Origin of the sequence: Micromonospora sp. LOL_025 (assembly GCF_048060285.1) — a bacterium.
Classification (GTDB): Bacteria; Actinomycetota; Actinomycetes; order Mycobacteriales; family Micromonosporaceae; genus Micromonospora.
On the sequence record NZ_JBHMIR010000019.1, the window covers coordinates 1 to 21,156 of the forward strand.

Consider the following 21,156-nt stretch of genomic DNA (forward strand, 5'->3'; position numbering starts at 1 on the left):
CCGGGGTATAAATCAATTTGGCACTGGCTTATCAAGCACCCTGTTGAGTTCTCAAAGAACAACCACACACCGCCCGGAAACCCCACACCGTGGAGCCCCCGACCCGGGGCATTTCGTTCGCCGCACCCGCCGCTTCCCGCGCCGGGCACTTTTACTACGTTACCCGCTGGTTTCCGCCGTGTCAAACCGCTTCGCAGCGAACCGCACCACTTCAATCCCATTTCCGGGCGCCACAGGACATCGGCTTCCGCCGCTGTCGGTCGTGACTTCCGGCAGGCCGGCCGCTGCGGTCTCCCGCAAGCTCGCCCGGTTCCCTACCGGCGATGAACCATACCCGGTCGGTTCCGCCTCGCCAAATCCGCCTCGCGGTGGATCCGGGGCACCGCCCGGTCCGGGCACCGATGAGTGCAACACACCGGACCCGAAGCTCATTCCCGCGCCCGGCCTCCGGTGGCTTCGCCCCGGTTCGTCCGTTCCGCGCTGGCAGAGAGAAAGTTACGCCCCCGGCGGATCGATCGTCAAATCCGCCGGGGGCGTCCCGCGTCACGTCGGGCGACGTACGGCTATCCGCGTAGCTCGACCCCGGCGAACGACCGCTTGCCGCGGCGCAGCACCAGGTACCGGCCGTGCAGCAGGTCGCCGGGGTCCACCGTGGCGTCGGTCTCGGTGACCCGGGTGTTGTTCACGTAGGCGCCGCCCTCGGCGATCACCCGGCGCGCCTCCTTAAGGCTGGGGACCAGCCCGGCGTCGCGCAGCAACCCGGCGACGTCGGGCAGCTCGTCGACGTGGACCAGGCCGGCCTCGGCCAGCGCGGCCCGCAGCGTCGCCGGCGCCAGCTCGTCCAGCGAGCCGCGGCCGAAGAGCGCCTGGCTCGCGGCGACCACCTGCGCCATCTCCCGCTCGCCGTGCACCAGCGTGGTCAGCTCCTCGGCGAGCGCCCGCTGCGCCGCCCGGGCCGCCGGCCGCTCGGCGGTCTCCTTCTCCAGCGCCTCCAGCTCCTCGCGGGAACGGAAGCTGAAGTACCGCAGATAGCGAGTCACGTCCCGGTCGTCGACGTTGACCCAGAACTGGTAGAACGCGTAGGGGCTGGTCATCTCGGGGTCGAGCCAGATCGCGCCGCCCTCGGTCTTGCCGAACTTCGTGCCGTCGGACTTCGTCACCAGCGGCGTGGTGAACGCCTGCACCGGGCCGGCACCGCGCCGGCGGATGTAGTCGACGCCGGCGGTGATGTTGCCCCACTGGTCCGAGCCGCCGAACTGGAGCTGGCAGCCGTGCCGGCGGTGCAGCTCGAAGAAGTCGTTCGCCTGGAGCAGCTGGTAGCTGAACTCGGTGAAGCTGATGCCGCTCTCCAGCCGCGCCCTGACCACCTCCCGGGCCAGCATCTTGTTGACCGGGAAGTGCTTGCCGACGTCGCGGAGGAACTCGACCACCGACATCTCGCCGGTCCAGTCCAGGTTGTTGACCAGTTGCGCCGCGTTCTCCCCCTCGTACGAGACGAAGGGGGCGAGCTGGTCGCGGATCCGGGCCACCCAGCCGGCGACCACCTCGGGCGGGTTGAGGCTCCGCTCGGCGCTCTCCTTCGGGTCGCCGATCTGGCCGGTGGCGCCGCCGACGAGCAGCAGCGGCCGGTGCCCGGCGAGCTGGAGCCGACGTGCCGTGGCGACCTGCATGAGATGGCCGACGTGCAGGCTCGGCGCGGTCGGGTCGAAGCCCACGTAGTAGGCGGCGGAGCCGCCGTCGAGCAGCGCACGCAGCTCGTCGAGGCCGGTGGAGTCCTGGATCAGGCCCCGCCACCGCAGGTCGTCGGTCAGGGAGTCCCGCCCGGGCGGCGGGGGGCTGCTGTCGGTCACGGTCACCGATTGTCCCCCATGACCGGGGGCGGAACGTACCGGGTTTGCCGGGCGGCCGTCGGCGTAGGCTGGCGGCGCCGTGATCGAGGAGGGAACGCCGTGGACATGCCGGATCTGACGGGCGGCTTCGTCGCCCTGCTCGGCCTCAAGCTCGACGAGGTCGACGGCGACCGGGTGGTGATCCGTTGGCAGGTCCGCCCTGAGCTGCACCAACCGTTCGGCATCCAGCACGGCGGCGTGTACTGCTCGGTGGTCGAGACGGCCGCCAGCATCGGCGGGTCGCTGTGGCTGGGCGAGCGCGGACGCGTCGTGGGCGTGTCGAACCAGACCGACTTCCTGCGCGCGGTCCGCGACGGCGAGCTGACCGCGGTGGGCACCCCCGTGCACCGGGGGCGCAGCCAGCAGCTCTGGCAGGTGGAGATCACCGACGCCGACGCCCGGCTCGTGGCCCGCGGCCAGGTCCGGCTGCAGAACCTCTATCCGGCCTGACCGGTCAGCTTCTGGCCTCGTCCAGCACGGCCTCGGCCGCGTCGGACGCCGGCTCGGCCTGCCGGCGCAGTCGGACCCCGGCGATAGCGCGGTGGTCGATGCGGGTCACCTCCAGCTCCCATCCGTCCACGACGACGCTCTCCCCCGCCACGGTGGGGATGTGGCCGAGGCAGGCCAGCACGAGACCCGCGATGGTGGTGTAGTCGCCGCCGGGGCGGCCGGGCAGCTCGACGCCCAGATCGGCGAGGTCGTGCACGGGGAAGGTGCCGGGGAGCCACATCGCGCCGTCCGGCTCGGTGCGCACGGAGCGCACGTCCCGGTCGGTCTCGTCGTAGATCTCCCCGACGATCTCCTCGAGGATGTCCTCCAGGGTGACGATCCCGTCGACGGCTCCCCGCTCGTCCACCACCAGGGCGATGTGCTGGCGTTCGGCCTTGAACTGCCGCAGCGCGTCCACCACCGGCAGGGAGTCCGGCAGCAGCATCGGCGGGCGCGCGCACTCGTCGACCGGCCGGTCCTCGGGGACGCCGACGAGGTCACGCAGGTGGATCACGCCGACCGCGTCGTCGAGGCCGCCGTGCCGGACCACCGGCGCCCTGGAGTGGCCGGTGGCGGCCAGCAGCAGCCGCGCGGCCTCCGCCGTGGTGCCGCTGTCGAGCGTGAAGACCTGCAACCGGGGTACGAGCACCGCCCGCAGCTGCCGGTCGGCGATCTCGACGGCGCCGGCGATGATGGTCCGCTGCTCCTTGGTGAAGCCGTGGTTGCCGGCGACGATGTCCCGCAGCTCGTCGGGGCCGATCTCGTCGGGCTCGTGCTTCGGGTTGAGCCCGACCAGGCGTACCACCAGGTCGCTGGTGGCGCCGAGGGCCCAGACGGCCGGCCGGGTCACGGAGGCCAGCAGGTCGAGCGGGCGGGCGACCAGCAGCGCCCACCGCTCCGCGGCCTGCATGGCGATCCGCTTCGGGGCCAGCTCGCCGAAGACCAGGGTGACGAAGGTCAGCGCGAGGGTGACCACCACGATCGCGACGGTCTCGGCGGCGCCGCCGAGCGCGCTGAGGAGCGGCACGAGGGGCTTGGCCAGCGACACCGCCGCCGCGGCCGACGCCAGGAAGCCGGCGAGGGTGATCCCGATCTGGATGGTGGCCAGGAAGCGGTTCGGGTCCTTGGCGAGGCGGGCCAGCACCCGGCCGGCTCGGCTGGTGCGTTCCAGCCGCTGGATCTGGCTGTCCCGCAGCGAGACCAGTGCCATCTCGCTGCCGGCGAAGACCGCGTTGAGGATGACCAGGACACCGACCAGGGCCAGTTGGGTCCAGATGCTCTGCACGCCCGGCTCTCCTCACGCGGAACAGGTGCCCGCCGGCACGACGGGCACCGCCGGCCGAGGGTCACGGCCGGCGTAGGCCAGTCTGTGCCCACCGGGCCGACCGGCGAATCCTCGTCCGGTGCCCGATGTGATCAGGCCTGCCGGGCGACCGGCGGGGCGGGCAGGTCGAGGACGTACGAGCGGCCCTCGGGGCGGAAGCCGAGCCGGTGGTAGTACGGGGCGACCATGCCGGGCGGGGTGATCACCCGGTGGAAGCCTCGGTCGGTGAAGAGGCTGCTGCGCCGGTAGACGAACTCGCCCGGGGTGAAGTCCCGGAACCGTCGGGTCACGTAGTCGAGGTCGACCTGCGCCACGCCGTCGGCCTCGGCGTGCGACAGCACCACGCCGACCACCTCGTCGGCGCGTACGACCAGGAATGCCGAACGCTCGGCGGCGGTGCCGGGGGGCCAGCGGAAGCCGGGGTTGAACCGGGCGATGTCGGCGGCGTGCACACTCAGCGTGTGGGCCAGGAACTGGTCGTCGACCCCGACCTCGACCACCTGGTAGGTGGTCTCGTCGTGGCGGGTGGCGAGCATGGTCCGCAGGTACCAGACGTTGATCACGGCGAGTACGACGTTCAGCCCGACCATGGGCCAGACCTGCACGGCGGCGTTGTAACCGATCAGGATCAGGCAGCCGACCAGGTTCAGGGCACGCAGCCGGAGGATGCGCGTCTGCAGCAGCGACCAGACCAGCAGCGCGGAGCCGGTCCAGCCGATCAGTTCCAGCCAGTTCACCCCGCGAGAGTAGTGCTCGGGCGGACGCGGTGACCCGGCGGGCGGCGGCGGGTCAGTCGCCGGCGAGCTCCAGCACCCATTCCTCCACCTCGGTGCCCCGGCCGTTGGCGTACCCCTTGTCCTCGCCGGTGACGACGAAGCCGCACTTGCGCAGCACGGCGAGCGAGGCGCGGTTGTCCTTGGCGGCGCGGGCGTGCACGGGCCGCTGGGGCAGCTCGCGCAGCAGCGCGGCGAGCGCCGCCGTGGCGTGCCCCCGACCCCAGCGTCGCGGGTCGATCCAGTAGCTGACCTCGGTCTGCTCGCCGACGGGGAAGGCGACCACGTGGCCGACGACCTCGCCGTCGACGACCACCGTGCGGGGGACGATCCGCTCGTCGGCGCGCACGCGCCGCCAGTGGGCGTCGAACCGCTCCCGGTCGGCCGGGTCCTCCGGCCCGAACGCGGCCATCCAGTTGGCCTCCGCGTCCTGCTCGTGGGCGAAGAAGAGGGGCAGGTCGTCGTCGCGCACGGGACGCAGGTGCAGCTCGGCGGTCACGGGGCCGAGGATAGGACCCACCACCGACAACCGGATCGGGGGCCGGGTGCGCATGATCCGGGCGCGCGCCGCCGCCGGTGCGCCGACAATGGCGGGATGGGACGAACGGTACGGAGCGCGCGGGTGGTCGGGACGAGCGCCACCGGTGCGGCGGCGGCGGGCGCGCGGGCGGCGGGGGCGGCGTCGGTCGGGGCGCTGGCCGTGGGGGCGCTGGCCTGCGGTGCCGCCGCCGTCGGCGCGCTCGCGATCGGGCGGCTGGCGATCCGCCGGGCGGTGATCCGCGAGCTGCGCATCGGCAGGCTGGAGGTCGATGAGCTGGTGGTGCGCGGCCGGCCGGTCGGCGACGGATGACGGATGACGGACAGCGTCCACACCGGTCGCGGTCGCGGTTGCCGCCCGCCTGGCCGAGATGATCGGTGTCCCGGCCGGTCGGCGGTCCCGCCCGGGGGCGACGGAGTGTCCGCCCGGGCGGTCCCCGCCGGTGGCGACGCGGGCCGGACGGATCAGCCGGCGGGCGCGGACGACCGGGCCGGCGGCCGGCGGTCTGCGATCCGGGACCAAGGTCCCGCTGGTCGGGACGGCCGCCTCTGACGGGTAGCGTTCGGATGACGCAGGCTGAGGGCGGACGAAGGAGGAGTCGATGACCATCAACGCCGGTGCCCCCGTCGTGGTGGGTGTGGACGGCTCGGCCGCCGCGCTCGACGCGGTCCGGGTGGCGGCGCGGGAGGCGGCGCAGCGACAGCGCCCGCTGCGGGTCGTGCACGCCTTCATCTGGCCCCTGACGCGCGCCCCGCTCGGTGCCGCCGAGGGCGCGCCGGCCGGCGCCGGTTTGCGCAACCAGGCCGAGCGGTACGTCGCCGAGGCCATCGCCGAGGCCAACAAGACCGCCCCGGACGTGCCGGTGACCGGCGTGGTGGTCGACGGCGCGGCGACTCCCGTCCTGCTCGACGAGTCCCGGGACGCCGCCCTGCTGGTGCTGGGCCACCGAGGCCTGGGCGGTTTCGCCGGGCTGCTGCTCGGCTCCGTCACCGTGCAGGTCGCCGCCCACGCGAAGGTCCCCGTCCTGGTGGTACGCGGCGAGCAGCGCGCCGACGGCCCGGTCGTGGTGGGCGTCGACGGCTCCGAGTGCTCCCTCGAGGCCGTCGCCTCCGCCTTCGAGGAGGCGAGCCGCCGGGGCGCCCCGCTGGTCGCGGTGCAGGCCTGGCTCTACCCCACGCCGGTCGGCCCGGGCGACATCCTGCCCCTGGTCTACGACCTGGACGCCTTCGCCGCGGACGAGGAGCGCGCCCTCGTGGAGTCCCTCGCCGGCTTCGCCGAGCGCTACCCCGACGTGCCGACGCAGCACCGGCTGGTCCGCGGCTCCCCCGGCGGCGTGCTCGTCGAGGAGTCGAAGAAGGCCCAGCTGGTGGTCGTGGGCGCGCGGGGGCGGGGCGCGCTGGGCGGGCTGCTGCTCGGCTCGGTCAGCCACGCGGTCCTGCACCACGCGCACTGTCCGCTGGTGATCGTGCGGCACCCCAAGCAGGCCGACGCGTCCTGACCCGGTCATCGCACCGCGACGCCGTCGCGTCGGCCGCTCCCCCCGGCCGGCGCGACGGCGTCGACGCAAATGCCGGCGGGTCGGCGGTGCCGCGTCGACAATGGCCTGATCGATCTCTGGGAGGGCTGATGAACCGACCCGTGGTGGTGGGCGTGGACGGATCGCCGGCGAGCCTGCTGGCGGCGGAGCACGCCGCGCGGGCCGCCGTGCTGCGGTCCCGCCCCCTGCACCTGGTGCACGGCTACCTGCACCCGCTCGGTTACGGCGTGCCGCTCAACCCGTACGACGTGGGGTTGCCGGCGCCGACCGAGGACGCGCAGAAGATGTTGGAACGCACGGCCGCCGATCTCGCCGGGCGCTGCCCGGGGCTGACCGTCGAGGTGCGCCAGGTGGCGGGCGGGCCGGGTGCGACGCTGGTCGAGGAGTCCCGGCGGGCCGAGCTGGTGGTGGTGGGCAGCCGGGGGCTGGGCGGCTTCGCCGGGCTGCTGCTCGGCTCGGTGGGCACACAGGTGGCCGCCCACGCGCACTGCCCGGTGCTGGTGGTGCGCCCCGCCGAGGAGCCGATCCCGGTCGCCGGGCCGGTGCTGGTCGGGGTCGACGGGTCGGAGCCCGCCGAGCTGGCGGTCGGGTACGCGGCCGACGAGGCGGCCCGCCGTGGCGACGGGCTGGTGCTGGTGCACGTCCAGCCGCCGGACGGGGACCGCCCGGCGGCGGACGAGGTGACGGAGACGCAGGCCGCCGCGCACGCGGGCTCCGCCGAGCTGCTGGCCACCGCCGCGTCGGCCGTCCGGGGCAGCCACCCGGGGCTGGCCGTCGAGGGGCGGGTGCTCCGGGCGCCGAAGGCCGAGCAGGCGCTCGTCGAGGCCAGCGGGGACGCGGCGCTGGTGGTGGTCGGCTCCCGGGGCCGGGGCGGGTTCGCCGGGCTGCTGCTCGGCTCGGTCAGCCAGGCCCTCGTGCAGCACGCGCACTGCCCGGTGCTGGTGGCCCGCCCGTACGGTCACGCCCGCTGACGTGCCCCGGCCCGCCGGCCCCGGGTCGGCGGGCCGGCGGCGGTCAGTGGTCCCGACCCCCGAGCAGCTCGTCGAAGCTGGTGGTCAGGGCGAAGGGGTCGGCGGGGCCGGTGGACGGCGACCGTCGGTGGATCTGCTCGGCCAGCTCGCTGCCGGCGCGGACGATCCGCGCCCGCAGCGCGCCGTCGGCGGCCCCGGCGGACCAGTCCTCCGGGGCGGCGAAGACCGCGGTGGGGACCACGACCGACCGCAGGTGGGCGAACATCGGCCGGAGGGCGTGCTCCAGCGCCAGCGAGTGCCGGGCCGTTCCGCCGGTGGCGCCGGCCAGCACCGGCCGGTCCGCGAGCGCGCCGGACTCGACCAGGTCGAAGAACGACTTGAACAGCCCGTTGTACGAGGCGTGGAAGATCGGCGTGACGGCGATCAGCCCGTCCGCGCCGGTGACCGTGTCGAGCACCTCCCGCAGCGCGGGCGACGGGAAGCCGGTCAGCAGGTGGTTGACGATGTCGTGGGCGTGCTCGCGCAGCTCGACGGGGCGTACGTCGACGTCGTCGCCGCGCCGGGCCAGCTCGTCGCGGGTGGCCGCGGCGAGCTGGTCGGCGAGCAGCCTGGTCGACGAGGGCCGCCCCAGCCCGGCCGACACCACGGCGAGGGTGCGGCTGGTCATCGACGGGCCTCCGCCCCGGCCCGGTCGGCGGGGGTCCCGGCGGCGTCCCGCAGCGACGCGTGGGTGGGCGCGGCGGGCACGTGCGCCGGGCGCAGCGACTCGAACTCCTTGCGCAGCACGGGGACGACCTCCTCGCCGAGCAGGTCGAGCTGCTCCAGCACGGTCTTCAGGGGCAGGCCGGCGTGGTCCATGAGGAACAGCTGGCGCTGGTAGTCGCCGACGTAGTCGCGGAAGCCCAGCGTGCGGTCGATCACCTGCTGCGGGCTGCCCACGGTCAGCGGCGTCTGCGTGGTGAACTCCTCCAGCGACGGGCCGTGCCCGTAGACCGGGGCGTTGTCGAAGTACGGCCGGAACTCCCGCACCGCGTCCTGCGAGTTGCGCCGCATGAACACCTGCCCGCCGAGGCCCACGATGGCCTGGTCGGCGGAGCCGTGACCGTAGTGCGCGAAGCGCTGCCGGTACAGCCCGACCATCCGCTGCGTGTGCTCCTTGGGCCAGAAGATGTGGTTGGCGAAGAAGCCGTCACCGTAGTAGGCGGCCTGCTCGGCGATCTCGGGGCTGCGGATCGAGCCGTGCCAGACGAACGGCGGCACGCCGTCGAGCGGACGCGGCGTCGACGTGAACGACTGCAACGGGGTGCGGAAGCGGCCCTTCCAGTCGACCACGTCCTCGCGCCAGAGCCGGTGCAGCAGGTCGTAGTTCTCGACGGCGAGGGGGATGCCGTTGCGGATGTCCTGGCCGAACCACGGATACACCGGCCCGGTGTTGCCGCGCCCCATCATCAGGTCCACCCGGCCGTCGGCGAGGTGCTGGAGCATCGCGTAGTCCTCGGCGATCTTCACCGGGTCGTTGGTGGTGATCAGCGTGGTGGCGGTGGAGAGCAGCAGGCGCTCGGTGCGGGCCGCGACGAAGCCCAGCATGGTGGTCGGCGACGACGGCACGAACGGCGGGTTGTGGTGCTCACCGGTGGCGAAGACGTCCAAGCCGACCTCCTCGGCCTTGAGCGCGATGGCGACCATCGCCTTGATCCGCTCATGCTCGGTCGGCTCGCGACCGGTGGTCGGGTCGACCGTGACGTCGCCGACGGTGAAGACTCCGAACTGCATGACCAGCTCCTCGCGTTGTCCCGGCCGGGGCCGCTGCGGCTCCCGGACGCACCGCACAACATATTTGACGAGTCAACTATTCCGTCGCCGGAGGCACCGCCGGTGGCCGCCGTCACGCCCGTCGCGCCGCCCGCGTCGATCGCGCGCCGGGGCGCCCCCGGGCAGGTCAGCGGCTGCGCGGCACGTGCCGGCGGTAGGCGCTCACGGTCGGGTCGCCGGCGATCCAGAACCGCCACGGCACGTCGTGCGCGCCGGTGACGCCGACGCGGGGCCCGGCGGCGACCGCCTCGCCGGGCACCGGCGCCTCGGCCGGGCGCAGGCGGACGGGGCCGTCGCCGAGCAGCCAGCGGCCGTAGGCACTCTTGTCGACACCCAGGGCCGCGCAGAGCCGGGCGGGCCCGCGCGCGAGATCGACGTCCCGGCGTACGGCGGGGCGTCGGGCCCGGGCCGCCTCGATGCCGTCGACCACCTCGCCCGCGCGCAGCAGCACCGCCGAGGCCTCCCCGTCGGGCCCCGTGACCACGTTCACGCACCAGTGCATGCCGTAGGTGAAGTAGACGTAGGCGTGCCCGGCCGGCCCGAACATGACCGCGTTGCGCGGGGTGCGGCCCCGGTGCGCGTGCGACGCCGGGTCGCCGGCCGTCCCGGCGTACGCCTCGACCTCGGTGATCCGGACGGTGACGTCGCCGGCGGTGAGCCGGCAGCCGAGCAGGCCCCGGGCGGCCGGCACCACCGGGCCGGCGAGCAGGTCGGCCAGCCCCGCGAGATCGGCGGGGCGGCGGTCGGAGTACGCCACCACGGCAACGACCCTATCCGCCGGCGTGCCCGGCCGCCGGTCGAGACCGGTCCTCAACAGTCCGTTGACAAGAAATCGTTGACGTGATGGAGTGGGGGCATGACCGACTCCTTCACCGCCCCCGACGCCGGCGCGTCCCGGGCGCACCGCACCTACGCCGCCCTGCACCGGATCACCGAGCGGCACGCCGGCACCGAGGCACGCCGCCGCCGGCACACCAACCCCTACGTGCCGGACGCCTACGAGGCGGTCGCGCTGGTCACCGCCCTGGCCGCCGGCGGAGCCGAGGTCGAGCCCGGCGAGGAGCCCGTCGACGAGGCGGACCTCGTCGCGGCGCTCACCCTCGTCCCGCACCTGCGCGCCGAGGTCGACGCGATGGAGGCGGGGCTGCTCACGCTGGCCCGCAGCCGCGGGCTGACCTGGCAGCAGATCGCGTACGGGCTCGGGCTGGGCAGCGCGCAGGCCGCCAAGCAGCGCTTCGAACGGCTCTCCGCCCGCACCGCCACCACCGAATGACGCCGCCGATGGACGAGACTGGGCGCGGGAACGGTGTCGAGGAGGACGCGATGACGCGCGAGGAGATGCTGGCGTACTGCCTGGGGAAGCCGGGGGCCTGGCTGGACCAGCCGTGGGAGGGCGACGAGGTGGTGAAGGTCGGCAGCCGGATCTTCGCCTTCCTCGGCTCCGCCGGCGGCGACGAGCCGACCGTCGGGGTGAAGTGCGGCCCGAGCCGGGAGGTGGCCGACGAGTGGCTGCACCGGCACCCGGGCGACGCGAGGCCGTCGCCGTACATCGGGCGCGCCGGCTGGAACACGCTACGCCTGGCCGGCGGGATCGACGAGGAGGAGCTGATCGAGGCGGTCGACGGGTCGTACGACGCCGTGGTGGCGAAGCTCCCGAAGCGGGAGCGCCCGGCGGGCTGAACCCCGCGCGACACCGGCGGCGCCGCGCGGGGTCGGCGACTCAGCGGGGCACGACCCGCTCGGCGGCCCACTCCCGCCAGCCGGCGAGCTTGTCGGCGGCGGTGGCGAGCTGGTCGGCGACCGGCCCGGGACCGGTCGAGCCGGGCGTGATCCGGGCCGCGAGCGCCGAGCGGACCGAGAGCACGTCGCGCACCGACGGGTCGAGGTGCTCGCTGACCGCCGCGAGGTCGTCGTCGCTGACCTCGTCGAGGGCGCAGTCGCGGGCCACGCAGAGCGCCACCAGCTTCCCGGTGATCTCGTGCGCGTCGCGGAACGGCACGTTGCGGCGCACCAGCCAGTCCGCGACCTCGGTGGCGAGGGAGAAACCGACCGGCGCGGCGGCGACGAGGCGGTCGGCGCGAACGGTCATCGTGGAGATCATTCCGGCGAGCGCCGGCAGCAGCAGCTCCAGGGTGTCGACCGCGTCGAAGGCCGGCTCCTTGTCCTCCTGCATGTCCCGGTCGTAGCTCATCGGCAGGCCCTTGAGCATGGTGAGCACGCTCACCAGCCCGCCGACGAGCCGGCCGGACTTGCCCCGGGCCAGCTCGGCGATGTCCGCGTTCTTCTTCTGCGGCATGATCGACGAACCGGTGGCGAACGCGTCGTCCAGCTCCACCCAGCCGAACTCCTGCGAGGTCCAGAGCACCACCTCCTCGCCGAGGCGGGACAGGTGCACCCCGATCATCGCGGTGACGAACAGGAACTCGGCGACGAAGTCCCGGTCGGCGACCGCGTCCATCGAGTTGGCGAAGGACGTGCGGAAGCCCAGCTCCTTGGAGACGGCCACCGGGTCCAGGGGCAGGCCCGAGCCGGCCAGCGCGCCCGCGCCGAGCGGACTGACCGCCGTGCGGTGGTCCCAGTCGCTGAGCCGCTCCAGGTCGCGCAGCAGCGGCTGCACGTGGGCCAGCAGCCAGTGCCCGAACGTCACCGGCTGGGCGTGCTGGAGGTGCGTCATGCCGGGCGCGGCGGTCTCCACGTGCCGCTCGGCCTGCTCGACCAGGGCCTCGGCCAGCTCGACCAGCCGACCGGCCACGCCCCGGGCGTGGTCGCGCAGGTAGAGCCGCAGGTCGGTGGCGACCTGGTCGTTGCGGGACCGGCCGGCGCGCAGCTTGCCGCCGAGGCTGCCGAGCCGCTCCAGCAGGCCGCGCTCCAGGGCGGTGTGCACGTCCTCGTCGTCGACCGTGGGACGGAACTGCCCGGAGGCGCAGGCGGCCTCCAGGTCGTCGAGGGCGGCGAGGATCCGGCCCAGTTCCTCCGGGTCGAGCAGGCCGGCCCCGGCGAGCACCCGGGCGTGCGCCCGGGACGCCGCGATGTCGTACGGGGCCAGCCGCCAGTCGAACTGCACGCTCACCGACAGTCGGGCCAGGGCCTCGGCGGGGCCACCGGCGAAGCGGCCGCCCCAGAGGCTCGTGCGGTTGGTGGCGGCACTGTTCTCGGTCAGGCTCTTGTCGTCCACGCCGCCCATTGTGGTGCCCATGCTCAGCAACCGCCCAGCCGGGCGTCCCGCGCGGCGGCCATCTTGCTGGGCAGGCCCCAGAGCTGCACGAAGCCCTTCGCCAGGGACTGGTCGAAGGTGTCCCCCGTGTCGTAGGTGGCCATGCCGAAGTCGTAGAGGCTGGCCTCGGAGCGGCGTCCGGTGACGGTGGCCCGGCCGCCGTGCAGGGTCAGCCGCACCTCACCGGTGACGTGCCGCTGCGCGTCGTCGATGAACGCGTCCAGCGAGCGCTTCAGCGGCGAGAACCAGAGGCCGTCGTAGACCAGCTCGCCCCAGCGCTGGTCGACGCCGCGCTTGAACCGGGCCAGGTCCCGCTCCACGGTCACCGCCTCCAGCTCCTGGTGGGCGGTGACCAGCGCGATCGCGCCGGGCGCCTCGTACACCTCGCGGCTCTTGATGCCGACGAGGCGGTCCTCGACCATGTCGAGCCGGCCGACGCCCTGGGCGCCGGCGCGCCGGTTGAGCTCCAGGATCGCCTGGTACGGGGTGACGGTCTCGCCGTCGATCGCCACCGGGACGCCGGCGTCGAAGGTGATCACGACCTCGTCGGCGTCGCGCTCCTGCGCCGGGTCGGAGGTGTACGAGTAGAGGTCCTCCACCGGACCGTTCCAGATGTCCTCCAGGAAGCCCGTCTCGACGGCGCGGCCCCACAGGTTCTGGTCGATGGAGTACGGGGACTTCGCCGACACGTCGATCGGCAGCCCCTTCTCCTCGGCGAAGGCGATCGCCTTGTCCCGGGTCCAGGCGTAGTCCCGGGCCGGCGCGACGATCCTGAGGTCGGGGGCGAGCGCGCCGAGGCCCACCTCGAAGCGGACCTGGTCGTTGCCCTTGCCGGTGCAGCCGTGCGACACGATGGTGCCGCCGTGCCTGCGGGCCGCGGCCACCAGATGCTTGACGATCAGCGGCCGGGACAGCGCGGACACCAGCGGGTAGCGGTCCATGTAGAGCGCGTTGGCACGGACGGCCGGCAGGCAGTACTCGGCGGCGAACTCGTCGCGCGCGTCGATGACCTCCGACTCCACGGCGCCGCAGTCCAGGGCGCGCTGCCGGATCGCGCCGAGGTCCTCGCCGCCCTGCCCGACGTCGACCGCCACCGCGATCACCTCGGCGCCGGTCCGGTCGGCCAGGTACGGGATGGCGACGGAGGTGTCGAGCCCTCCGGAGTAGGCGAGTACGACCCGCTCGGTCATGGCGTGGTGTTCCCTTCGACGTTCTCTTCGCGGCGGGCCCAGCCGGCGAGCTTGTCGCCGAGCGCGGCCCCGCCGACGGCCTCGCGGGCCACGACGAGGATGGTGTCGTCGCCGGCGATGGTGCCGACGATCTCGGGCAGGCCCGCTCGGTCCAACGCGCTGGCCAGGTACTGGGCTGCGCCCGGCGGGGTGCGCAGTACGGCGATGTTGCCGCTGGCGTCGACCCCGTTGAGCAGCTCGCGCAGCAGCCGGACCAGCCGGGCCGGCGCCGCCTCGGCGTCGCGCAGCGGCCGGTGGCCGTCCTCGGGGATGTGGTAGACGGCCCGCCCGTCGCCGCCGCGCGCGGTGACCGCGCCCAGCTCCTTGAGGTCCCGGGAGAGGGTGGCCTGGGTGACCTGGATCCCGTCGCCGGCGAGCAGGTCGGCCAGCTCGGTCTGCGAGTGGATCGCCTTGTCGCGGATCAGCTCGACGATGCGGGCGTGCCGGGCGGCGCGGGTCAGCGGGGCGGTCATGGTGTCTCCCTGGTCGCGGCGAGGCCCGGCGCCGCCGCGTCCGGGGCGGCGGGCGCGGCCCCGAGGAGGAACGTCAGCAGCGCCTTCTGGGCGTGCAGCCGATTCTCCGCCTGGTCGAACACGACGCTGCGCGGGCCGTCGAGCACCTCGTCGGTGATCTCCTCGCCCCGGTGCGCGGGCAGGCAGTGCAGCACGACGGCGTCCGGCGCGGCGTGGGCGAGCAGCGCGGCGTTGACCTGGTACGGCAGGAACGGGGTGACCCGGTCCAGCCCGTCGTCCTCCTGGCCCATCGAGGTCCAGGTGTCCGTGGCGACCACGTCGGCGCCGGCCACCGCCGCGACCGGGTCGGTGAGCGCCTGCACCGATCCCCCGGTGCCGGCGGCGATCTTCGCGGCCCTGGCGGCCACCTCCGGGTCGGGGCCGAAGCCGGCCGGCCCGGCGACCCGGACGTGCATGCCGGCGGTCGCACCGGCCAGCAGGTACGAGTGGGCGAGGTTGTTCGCCGCGTCGCCGACGTAGGCCAGCGTCCGCCCGGCGGTGCCGCCGCAGTGCTCGCGGACGGTGAGCAGGTCGGCCAGGAGCTGGCAGGGGTGGAAGCCGTCGGTGAGCGCGTTGACCACCGGCACGCTGGCGCCGTCGGCCACCTCGGCGATCCGGTCGTCGCCGTGGGTACGCAGCACGATCGCCGCGACGTAGCGGGACAGCACCCGGCCGGCGTCGGCCAGGGTCTCGCCCCGCCCGAAGTGGGTGACCTGGGTGTCCACCACGAGGGGGTGCCCGCCCAGCTCGGCGATGCCGACGTCGAACGAGAACCGGGTACGCAGGCTCTGCTTGTCGAACAGCACCGCCACCGACCGGGGCCCGGCCAGCGGCCGGTGACCGAACCGGTCGGCCTTCATCCGCGCCGCGAGGTCGAGCACGGCCGACTGCTCGGCAGGGCTCAGATCGTCGTCCCGCAGGAAGTGCCGGATCACGCCCCCGCCTCCGTCGTGCTCGGCATCGCCACGGTGGGCGCGGTAGGCGTAGGCACGATGGACGTGGGCGCCGTGGACGGCGTGGACCCGGTGGACGGCGTCGAGATCTTGGTAGGTTCCGGCCCCTCCAGGGGCCGTTTCCCACCAAGATCCGGCGCGGAGCCGGGGCCGGAGCCGGGGGCGCGGGTGGCGGTGATCGGGGACGCGCCGGCAGCGGGCGCGACGGAGCCGGCGGACGGGACGGAGCCGGCGGCGGCCGGGGACGCCGCGTCCAGGGCGGCGGGGAGGGCGGCCAGGAAGTCGTCGGCCTGGGCGGCGGTGAGGATCAGCGGCGGGGCGAGCCGTACCACGCCGGGCTGCACCGGGTTGACCAGGAAGCCGGCCTCCCGCAGCGCCTCGGCGAGCACCTTCGCGACGGGCGCGGCCAGCACCACACCGAGCAGCAGGCCCGCGCCGCGTACGCCGTCGATGAGCGGATGGCCCAGCGAGTCGATCCCCCGGCGCAGCCGCTCGCCGACCCGCTTGACGTGGTCGAGCAGCCCTTCGCTGGCGATGGTCGACACCACCGCGAGGGCGGCGGCGCAACTCACCGGGTTGCCGCCGAAGGTGGTGCCGTGCGAACCAGGGGCGAGCAGCTCGGCGGCGCGGCCGAAGGCCAGGCAGGCGCCGATGGGCAGCCCACCGCCGAGCCCCTTGGCCAGGGTCACCACGTCGGGCTCGATCCCCTCGGCCTGGTGCGCGAACCAGTGCCCGGTACGCCCGACACCGGTCTGCACCTCGTCGAGCACCAGCAGCGCGCCGTGCCGGGCGGTGATCCGGCGCGCGGCGGCCAGGTAGCCGGCCGGCGGGACCACCACGCCGTTCTCCCCCTGCACCGGTTCCAGGATCACCATCGCGGTGGCGTCGGTGACCGCCGCCTCCAGGGCCGCCACGTCGCCGTAGTCGACGTGGGTCACCTCGCCGGGCAGCGGGCGGAACGGGTCGGCCTTGGCCGGCTGGCCGGTGAGGGCGAGCGCGCCCATCGTCCGGCCGTGGAAGCCGCCCCGGGTGGCGACCACGTGCGAGCGGCCGGTGAGCCGGGAGAGCTTGAACGCCGCCTCGTTGGCCTCGGCCCCCGAGTTGGCGAAGAAGACCCGCCCCGGCCGTCCGGCCAGGGCCAGCAGCAGCTCGGCGAGGGCCACCGGCGGCTCGGCGACGTACAGGTTCGAGACGTGCCCGAGGGTGGCGACCTGCTTCGACACGGCGGCCACCACGGCCGGGTGGGCGTGGCCGAGGGCGTTGACGGCGATGCCGCCGACGAGGTCGACGTACTCGCGGCCGGCGTCGTCGACCACGACGGCGCCGGAGCCGGCGACGAGGGCGAGCGGCGGCGTGCCGTAGTTGTCCATCATGGACTGTGCCCAGCGCTCGACGAGCGTGCTCATCCGGCGATCGTGCCTTCCTGGCTGGCGGCGGGGCTGACGGGCCCGCTCCGCGCGCTGACGGTGTCCTCGTTGTTCGCGACTGCGGGGCTTGGTCGCTCCGCTCCCGCACTCCTCGCGCTCACGACACCCCCTTCGTTCGCGACTGCGGGGCTTGGTCGCTCCGCTCCCGCACTCCTCGCGCTCACGACCATGGTTCCGAATCCTTCCGAGGTGAAGACCTCCAGCAGCGTGGAGTGGGCGACCCGGCCGTCGACGACGTGCGCGGCCGGTACGCCCTGCCGCACCGCCCGCAGGCACGCCTCCATCTTGGGGACCATGCCGCTGGACAGCGACGGCAGCAGCACCGCCAGCTCGTCGACGGTGATCTCGCTGATCAGGCTGTCGGTGTCGGGCCAGTCGGCGTAGAGACCCGGCACGTCGGTGAGGACGACCAGCTTGCGGGCGTCGAGGGCGACGGCGAGCGCGGCGGCGGCGGTGTCGGCGTTCAGGTTGTGCAGCACCCCGTCGGCGTCGGGCGCCACGGTGGAGATCACCGGGATGCGGCCGGCCCCGATCAGGTCGGTGACCGCCGAGACGTCGACCGACTCCACGTCGCCGACCTGCCCGACGTCGACCGGTTGCCCGTCCACGTACGCGGGCCGCCGCACGGCGGTGAACAGCCCGGCGTCCTCGCCGGAGAGGCCCACCGCGAACGGGCCGTGGGCGTTGATCAGGCCGACCAGTTCCCGGCCGACCTGGCCGACCAGGACCATCCGGACCACGTCCATCGCCTCCGGCGTGGTGACCCGCAGGCCGCCCCGGAACTCGCTGGCGATGCCCAGCCGGCCGAGCATGGCGGAGATCTGCGGGCCGCCGCCGTGCACCACGACCGGCCGGAGACCGGCGTAGCGCAGGAAGACCATGTCGGCGGCGAAGGCGCGCTGGAGCTCGGGGTCGACCATGGCGTTGCCGCCGTACTTGACCACGACGGTCGAGCCGGAGAAGCGGGCCAGCCAGGGCAGCGCCTCGATCAGCGTGGCCGCCTTGACCTGGGCGCGGGTGAGGTCGGTGGAGAGGTTCATGTCGAGTAGGCCGAGTTCTCGTGCACGTACGCGTGGGACAGGTCGTTGGTCCAGATCGTTGCCTCGGCGGCACCGGCGTGCAGGTCGATCCGGATGGTGACGTCCCGGCCGGTCAGGTCGACCTTCGACCGGTCCTCGGCGGCGGCGCCGGAGCGGCACACCCAGACGCCGTTGACGGCGACGTCGACCGCGTCTGGCTCGAACGCGGCGGCGGTGGTGCCGACGGCGGCGAGGATCCGTCCCCAGTTCGGGTCGTTGCCGAACAGCGCGGTCTTCACCAGGTTGTTGCGGGCCACCGACCGCCCCACCTCGACCGCGTCGTCCTCGCTCTCCGCGCCGACCACGTCGATGGCGATCTGCTTGGTGGCGCCCTCGGCGTCGGCGATGAGCTGCTGGGCCAGGTCGTGGGCGGCGGCGGTGACCGCGGCCGTCAGCTCGGCCTGGGTCGGGGCGATGCCGCTCGCGCCGCTGGCCAGCAGCAGCACCGTGTCGTTGGTCGACATGCAGCCGTCGGAGTCGATCCGGTCGACGGTGACCCGGCACGCCTCCCGCAGGGCGGCGTCGAGGGCCTCGGGCCCGGCCACCGCGTCCGTGGTCAGCACGCAGAGCATGGTGGCCATCGCCGGGGCGAGCATGCCGGCGCCCTTCGCCATGCCGCCGACGGTCCAGCCGCTGCCCCGGGCCACTGCGGTCTTGGGCCGGGTGTCCGTGGTCATGATGGCCTCGGCGGCGGCCGCGCCGCCGTCGCGCGACAGCCGGCGGATCGCCGAGCGTACGCCGGGGAGCAGCTTCTGCATCGGCAGCCGCTCGCCGATCAGCCCGGTCGAGCAGACCGCCACGTCGGCGGCGCCCAGCATCAGCCGGGCACTGGCCCCGGTGAGCGCGGCGGCGGTGTGCTCGGCCGTGGCGTGGGTGTCCTGGAAGCCGGCCGGGCCCGTGCAGGCGTTGGCGCCGCCGGAGTTGAGCACCACGGCGCGGGCGACGCCGCCGCGTACCACCTGCTGGGTCCAGAGCACCGGCGCGGCCTTCACCCGGTTGGCGGTGAACACGCCGGCGACACCGGCGTCCGGGCCGTCGTTGACGACCAGCGCGACGTCGCTCGCGCCGCTGGCCTTGAGCCCGGCGGCCACCCCGGCCGCCCGGAACCCCCGCGGGGTCGTGACACTCACGGCGCTACTCCTTCGTTCGCGACCGCGGGGCTCCGCCGCGCCGCACTCCTCGCGCTCACGGCGCGATCCCCCAGACGGACAGGCCCGTCGTCTCCGGCAGGCCGCACATGAGGTTGGCGTTCTGCACGGCCTGGCCGGCGGCGCCCTTGCCGAGGTTGTCCAGCGCGCTCAGCACGATCATCCGGCGGGAGTCGACGTCGACCGTGGCCTGCAGGTGGCAGGAGTTGGAGCCGAGGGTGGCGGCGGTGTGCGGCCAGGCGCCCTCCGGCAGGACGTGCACGAAGGGCGCGCCGGCGTACGCCTCGGCGAGCACCGCCCGCGGGTCGACGCCCCGGGCCGGCACGGCCGTCACCGTGGCGAGGATGCCCCGGGGCATCGGCGCGAGCACCGGCGTCAGCGACAGGCCGGTCGCGCCGGTGGCCTGCTTGATCTCCGGGACGTGCTGGTGGGTGCCCACGCGGTAGGGCGACAGGTCACCCATCACCTCGCTGCCGAGCAGGTGCGGCTTGGCCGCCTTGCCCGCGCCGGAGGTGCCGGAGGCGGCGACGACCACCACGTCGGCCGGGGAGGCGGCACCGGCGGCGACCAGCGGGGCGAGGGCCAGGATGATCGCGGCGGCGTAGCAGCCGGTGTTGGCGACCCGGGTGGCGCCCGCGATCAGCTCCCGCTGGCCGGGCAGCTCGGGCAGGCCGTAGGTCCACGGCCCGGCGTGCGTGCCGCCGTAGTAGTTGGCCCAGGCGTACGGGTCGGCGAGGCGGTGGTCGGCGCCCAGGTCGACGACGCGCACCTCGGGCGGGAGCTGCGCCGCCAGGGCGGCCGACTGACCGTGCGGCAGGGCCAGGAAGACCAGGTCCGCGTCGGCCAGCGTCGCCGCGTCCGTCTCGCCGAGGACCATGTCCAGGCCGGCGAGCTGCGGGTGTACGACGTCGAGCCGGTGCCCGGCCTGGCTGTGCGCGGTGGCGGCGACCAGGTCGAACTCCGGGTGCCCGGCGACCAGGCGGATCAGCTCGCCGCCTGCGTAGCCGCTCGCCCCGGCGACCGCGACTCGGATACCCATCCCCACCTCCGCATGACTATGCAGAGGAGGCTAACAAGTTCCGACGCCTTCCTGCAAGTTCATACAGCCGACTGCATGAGGATGAGGCGACTACCCGCCGCCCACCCGCCACCCATTCACCCGGTCACCGCCCGCGGGCGCGGGAGAGCGGGCAGGAGGGTGCGGGCGGCTCCCGGACGGCGGGTGCTGCTCAGAGGCGGCCTTCCTCGACCGCCCGGGTGACCCACGGGATCACCTCGTCGAGCATCTCGTCCAGCGAGGTGGTCGCGGTGAAGCCCAGCAAATCCCGGGACTTGGTCACGTCCGGCACCCGCTTCTGCACGTCGTAGCGGAAGGGCTCGTCGGAGACGTACCGGAACGGCACGTCCGAGCCCTTGATCTTGCGCCAGATCAGCTCGGCCAACTCCAGCACCGTGGTGGACTCGGCCGTGGAGAGGTTGAAGTCCTCGTTGCGCGCCGCCGGGTGCTCGATCGCCGTGGCGATGCCCCGGGCCAGATCGCCGCCGTAGGTGTAGTGGCGGACCTGGTTGCCCTCACCGAGGATGTGCAGCGGATCCTGCCCCTTCACGATCTTCTGCACCAGGTCGGGTACGACGTGCGACATGGCCAGCTTGACGTTGCCGGAGAGCACCTCGGCCTGGCCCAGGGCACGCCCCTCCCCCACACCGACGCAGTTGAACGGCCGCACGATCGTGTACGGCACCTGGTACTGCTCCCAGGCCGCCCGGGCGTAGTACTCCACGGCCAGCTTCTGGAACCCGTACGACGACAGCGGCGGCGGGATGCGGCGCTCGTCGCCCTCCCGGCTGGGCCAGTGCCCGGTGGACTCGAAGACCATCGAGGAGGAGAGGTAGGTGACCTTCGCCAGCCGGCCGTCCCGCCGGGCGCGGATCGCCGCGTCGCAGGTGGCCGCCATGATCCGCTCGTTCGTGGCGAGCAGGTCGTAGGCGTACGCGTGGAAGTAGGAGATGCCGCCGATCATCGCCGCCCCGGCGACCAGGTGTTCGCAGCCGTCGAGCAGCTCGGTGAGCAGGTCCGCGTCCCGGGCGTCACCCTCGACGAACCGGAACCGGGGGTGCTCGTCGTAGCTGTGGGTGACCGGACCGTACTTGGAGAAGTCGTCGACGCCGACGACCTCGTGGCCCCGGTCCAACAGCTCGGAGACGAGGTAGCCACCGATGAAGCCGGCCGAACCAGTTACCAGGACCTTCGCCACGTGCGC

22 protein-coding genes are annotated in these 21,156 nt (G+C 74.0%); 6 read left to right on the forward strand and 16 right to left on the reverse strand.

Annotated features, from left to right (window positions below; translation table 11 throughout):
• Positions 1-563 precede the first annotated feature (563 nt).
• On the reverse strand, positions 564-1,850 hold the full coding sequence (tyrS, locus tag ACFHW0_RS21425) for a tyrosine--tRNA ligase (protein WP_416610241.1): 1,287 nt from the start codon (positions 1,848-1,850) through the stop codon (positions 564-566).
• A gap of 105 nt (positions 1,851-1,955) precedes the next feature.
• Between tyrS and ACFHW0_RS21430 the strand changes: the two genes are divergently transcribed.
• On the forward strand, positions 1,956-2,339 hold the full coding sequence (locus ACFHW0_RS21430; RefSeq protein WP_192581459.1) for a PaaI family thioesterase: 384 nt from the start codon (positions 1,956-1,958) through the stop codon (positions 2,337-2,339).
• A gap of 4 nt (positions 2,340-2,343) precedes the next feature.
• Here ACFHW0_RS21430 and ACFHW0_RS21435 read toward each other — a convergent pair whose 3' ends face one another.
• From ACFHW0_RS21435 to ACFHW0_RS21445, 3 genes are all read right to left on the reverse strand, one after another.
• A complete protein-coding gene (locus ACFHW0_RS21435; protein WP_416610243.1) occupies positions 2,344-3,663 on the reverse strand; it encodes a hemolysin family protein in 1,320 nt (439 codons plus the stop codon).
• 131 nt (positions 3,664-3,794) lie between these two features.
• Positions 3,795-4,439 carry a hypothetical protein gene (locus tag ACFHW0_RS21440; RefSeq protein ID WP_416610245.1) on the reverse strand — a complete coding sequence of 215 codons (645 nt, stop codon included), beginning with the start codon at positions 4,437-4,439 and terminating at the stop codon, positions 3,795-3,797.
• Positions 4,440-4,491: 52 nt separating this feature from the next.
• The gene (locus ACFHW0_RS21445; RefSeq protein ID WP_121395152.1) at positions 4,492-4,974 is read right to left on the reverse strand and encodes a GNAT family N-acetyltransferase; all 483 of its coding nucleotides are present in this window, start codon (positions 4,972-4,974) and stop codon (positions 4,492-4,494) included.
• 96 nt (positions 4,975-5,070) lie between these two features.
• Here ACFHW0_RS21445 and ACFHW0_RS21450 point away from each other — a divergent pair, with 96 nt between their 5' ends.
• From ACFHW0_RS21450 to ACFHW0_RS21460, 3 genes are all read left to right on the forward strand, one after another.
• Complete coding sequence (locus tag ACFHW0_RS21450; RefSeq protein WP_416610247.1) at positions 5,071-5,325, forward strand: hypothetical protein; 255 nt, start codon at positions 5,071-5,073, stop codon at positions 5,323-5,325.
• 289 nt (positions 5,326-5,614) lie between these two features.
• Positions 5,615-6,511 carry a universal stress protein gene (locus tag ACFHW0_RS21455; RefSeq protein ID WP_416610249.1) on the forward strand — a complete coding sequence of 299 codons (897 nt, stop codon included), beginning with the start codon at positions 5,615-5,617 and terminating at the stop codon, positions 6,509-6,511.
• 128 nt (positions 6,512-6,639) lie between these two features.
• The gene (locus tag ACFHW0_RS21460; protein ID WP_416610251.1) at positions 6,640-7,521 is read left to right on the forward strand and encodes a universal stress protein; all 882 of its coding nucleotides are present in this window, start codon (positions 6,640-6,642) and stop codon (positions 7,519-7,521) included.
• Between the two features lie 43 nt (positions 7,522-7,564).
• On the opposite strand, the gene ACFHW0_RS21465 is transcribed toward ACFHW0_RS21460, so the two are convergent.
• The 3 genes from ACFHW0_RS21465 to ACFHW0_RS21475 form a co-directional block, all read right to left on the reverse strand.
• Positions 7,565-8,188 (reverse strand): FMN reductase, encoded by a 624-nt coding sequence (locus ACFHW0_RS21465; RefSeq protein ID WP_416610253.1) that lies wholly within the window; start codon positions 8,186-8,188, stop codon positions 7,565-7,567.
• A complete protein-coding gene (locus tag ACFHW0_RS21470) occupies positions 8,185-9,294 on the reverse strand; it encodes an LLM class flavin-dependent oxidoreductase (protein ID WP_416610255.1) in 1,110 nt (369 codons plus the stop codon). Before ACFHW0_RS21470 ends, ACFHW0_RS21465 begins: the two co-directional genes overlap by 4 nt.
• A gap of 166 nt (positions 9,295-9,460) precedes the next feature.
• On the reverse strand, positions 9,461-10,090 hold the full coding sequence (locus ACFHW0_RS21475; protein WP_416610422.1) for a DNA-3-methyladenine glycosylase: 630 nt from the start codon (positions 10,088-10,090) through the stop codon (positions 9,461-9,463).
• Positions 10,091-10,189: 99 nt separating this feature from the next.
• On the opposite strand from ACFHW0_RS21475, the gene ACFHW0_RS21480 reads away from it, so the two are divergent.
• A complete protein-coding gene (locus ACFHW0_RS21480; protein ID WP_416610257.1) occupies positions 10,190-10,606 on the forward strand; it encodes a DNA-binding protein in 417 nt (138 codons plus the stop codon).
• A gap of 50 nt (positions 10,607-10,656) precedes the next feature.
• A complete protein-coding gene (locus ACFHW0_RS21485) occupies positions 10,657-11,013 on the forward strand; it encodes an MmcQ/YjbR family DNA-binding protein (RefSeq protein ID WP_121398845.1) in 357 nt (118 codons plus the stop codon).
• A gap of 40 nt (positions 11,014-11,053) precedes the next feature.
• On the opposite strand, the gene argH is transcribed toward ACFHW0_RS21485, so the two are convergent.
• From argH to ACFHW0_RS21530, 9 genes are all read right to left on the reverse strand, one after another.
• A complete protein-coding gene (argH, locus tag ACFHW0_RS21490) occupies positions 11,054-12,517 on the reverse strand; it encodes an argininosuccinate lyase (protein ID WP_416610424.1) in 1,464 nt (487 codons plus the stop codon).
• A 14-nt stretch (positions 12,518-12,531) separates the two neighbouring features.
• Positions 12,532-13,737: an argininosuccinate synthase gene (locus ACFHW0_RS21495; protein ID WP_416610259.1), complete on the reverse strand. Its 1,206-nt coding sequence runs from the start codon at positions 13,735-13,737 to the stop codon at positions 12,532-12,534.
• Positions 13,734-14,249, reverse strand: coding sequence for an arginine repressor (locus tag ACFHW0_RS21500; RefSeq protein WP_416610261.1), 516 nt, complete (start codon positions 14,247-14,249; stop codon positions 13,734-13,736). The genes ACFHW0_RS21495 and ACFHW0_RS21500 overlap by 4 nt, the downstream gene beginning before the upstream one ends.
• On the reverse strand, positions 14,246-15,223 hold the full coding sequence (gene argF, locus ACFHW0_RS21505; protein WP_416610263.1) for an ornithine carbamoyltransferase: 978 nt from the start codon (positions 15,221-15,223) through the stop codon (positions 14,246-14,248). The genes ACFHW0_RS21500 and argF overlap by 4 nt, the downstream gene beginning before the upstream one ends.
• Positions 15,220-16,647 carry an acetylornithine transaminase gene (locus ACFHW0_RS21510; RefSeq protein WP_416610264.1) on the reverse strand — a complete coding sequence of 476 codons (1,428 nt, stop codon included), beginning with the start codon at positions 16,645-16,647 and terminating at the stop codon, positions 15,220-15,222. The genes argF and ACFHW0_RS21510 overlap by 4 nt, the downstream gene beginning before the upstream one ends.
• Positions 16,644-17,708: an acetylglutamate kinase gene (argB, locus tag ACFHW0_RS21515; RefSeq protein WP_416610266.1), complete on the reverse strand. Its 1,065-nt coding sequence runs from the start codon at positions 17,706-17,708 to the stop codon at positions 16,644-16,646. The genes ACFHW0_RS21510 and argB overlap by 4 nt, the downstream gene beginning before the upstream one ends.
• Positions 17,705-18,877, reverse strand: coding sequence for a bifunctional glutamate N-acetyltransferase/amino-acid acetyltransferase ArgJ (argJ, locus tag ACFHW0_RS21520; protein WP_416610268.1), 1,173 nt, complete (start codon positions 18,875-18,877; stop codon positions 17,705-17,707). The genes argB and argJ overlap by 4 nt, the downstream gene beginning before the upstream one ends.
• Positions 18,878-18,932: 55 nt before the next feature.
• Positions 18,933-19,934 carry an N-acetyl-gamma-glutamyl-phosphate reductase gene (gene argC, locus ACFHW0_RS21525; RefSeq protein WP_416610270.1) on the reverse strand — a complete coding sequence of 334 codons (1,002 nt, stop codon included), beginning with the start codon at positions 19,932-19,934 and terminating at the stop codon, positions 18,933-18,935.
• A gap of 190 nt (positions 19,935-20,124) precedes the next feature.
• On the reverse strand, positions 20,125-21,150 hold the full coding sequence (locus ACFHW0_RS21530) for an NAD-dependent epimerase/dehydratase family protein (protein ID WP_416610272.1): 1,026 nt from the start codon (positions 21,148-21,150) through the stop codon (positions 20,125-20,127).
• Between the last annotated feature and the right edge of the window lie 6 nt (positions 21,151-21,156).

Excerpts from the sequence above, each read along its gene's own strand:
- ACFHW0_RS21485 (WP_121398845.1), top strand. The coding sequence starts at position 10,657 with ATGACGCGCGAGGAGATGCTGGCGTACTGCCTGGGGAAGCCGGGGGCC.
- ACFHW0_RS21480 (WP_416610257.1), top strand. The coding sequence starts at position 10,190 with ATGACCGACTCCTTCACCGCCCCCGACGCCGGCGCGTCCCGGGCGCAC.
- argH (WP_416610424.1), bottom strand. The coding sequence starts at position 12,517 with ATGGGCGGCGTGGACGACAAGAGCCTGACCGAGAACAGTGCCGCCACC.
- ACFHW0_RS21510 (WP_416610264.1), bottom strand. The coding sequence starts at position 16,647 with ATGAGCACGCTCGTCGAGCGCTGGGCACAGTCCATGATGGACAACTAC.
- ACFHW0_RS21455 (WP_416610249.1), top strand. The coding sequence starts at position 5,615 with ATGACCATCAACGCCGGTGCCCCCGTCGTGGTGGGTGTGGACGGCTCG.
- ACFHW0_RS21465 (WP_416610253.1), bottom strand. The coding sequence starts at position 8,188 with ATGACCAGCCGCACCCTCGCCGTGGTGTCGGCCGGGCTGGGGCGGCCC.
- ACFHW0_RS21470 (WP_416610255.1), bottom strand. The coding sequence starts at position 9,294 with ATGCAGTTCGGAGTCTTCACCGTCGGCGACGTCACGGTCGACCCGACC.
- argC (WP_416610270.1), bottom strand. The coding sequence starts at position 19,934 with ATGGGTATCCGAGTCGCGGTCGCCGGGGCGAGCGGCTACGCAGGCGGC.
- ACFHW0_RS21495 (WP_416610259.1), bottom strand. The coding sequence starts at position 13,737 with ATGACCGAGCGGGTCGTACTCGCCTACTCCGGAGGGCTCGACACCTCC.
- ACFHW0_RS21450 (WP_416610247.1), top strand. The coding sequence starts at position 5,071 with ATGGGACGAACGGTACGGAGCGCGCGGGTGGTCGGGACGAGCGCCACC.
- ACFHW0_RS21460 (WP_416610251.1), top strand. The coding sequence starts at position 6,640 with ATGAACCGACCCGTGGTGGTGGGCGTGGACGGATCGCCGGCGAGCCTG.
- ACFHW0_RS21500 (WP_416610261.1), bottom strand. The coding sequence starts at position 14,249 with ATGACCGCCCCGCTGACCCGCGCCGCCCGGCACGCCCGCATCGTCGAG.
- argB (WP_416610266.1), bottom strand. The coding sequence starts at position 17,708 with ATGAACCTCTCCACCGACCTCACCCGCGCCCAGGTCAAGGCGGCCACG.
- ACFHW0_RS21430 (WP_192581459.1), top strand. The coding sequence starts at position 1,956 with ATGCCGGATCTGACGGGCGGCTTCGTCGCCCTGCTCGGCCTCAAGCTC.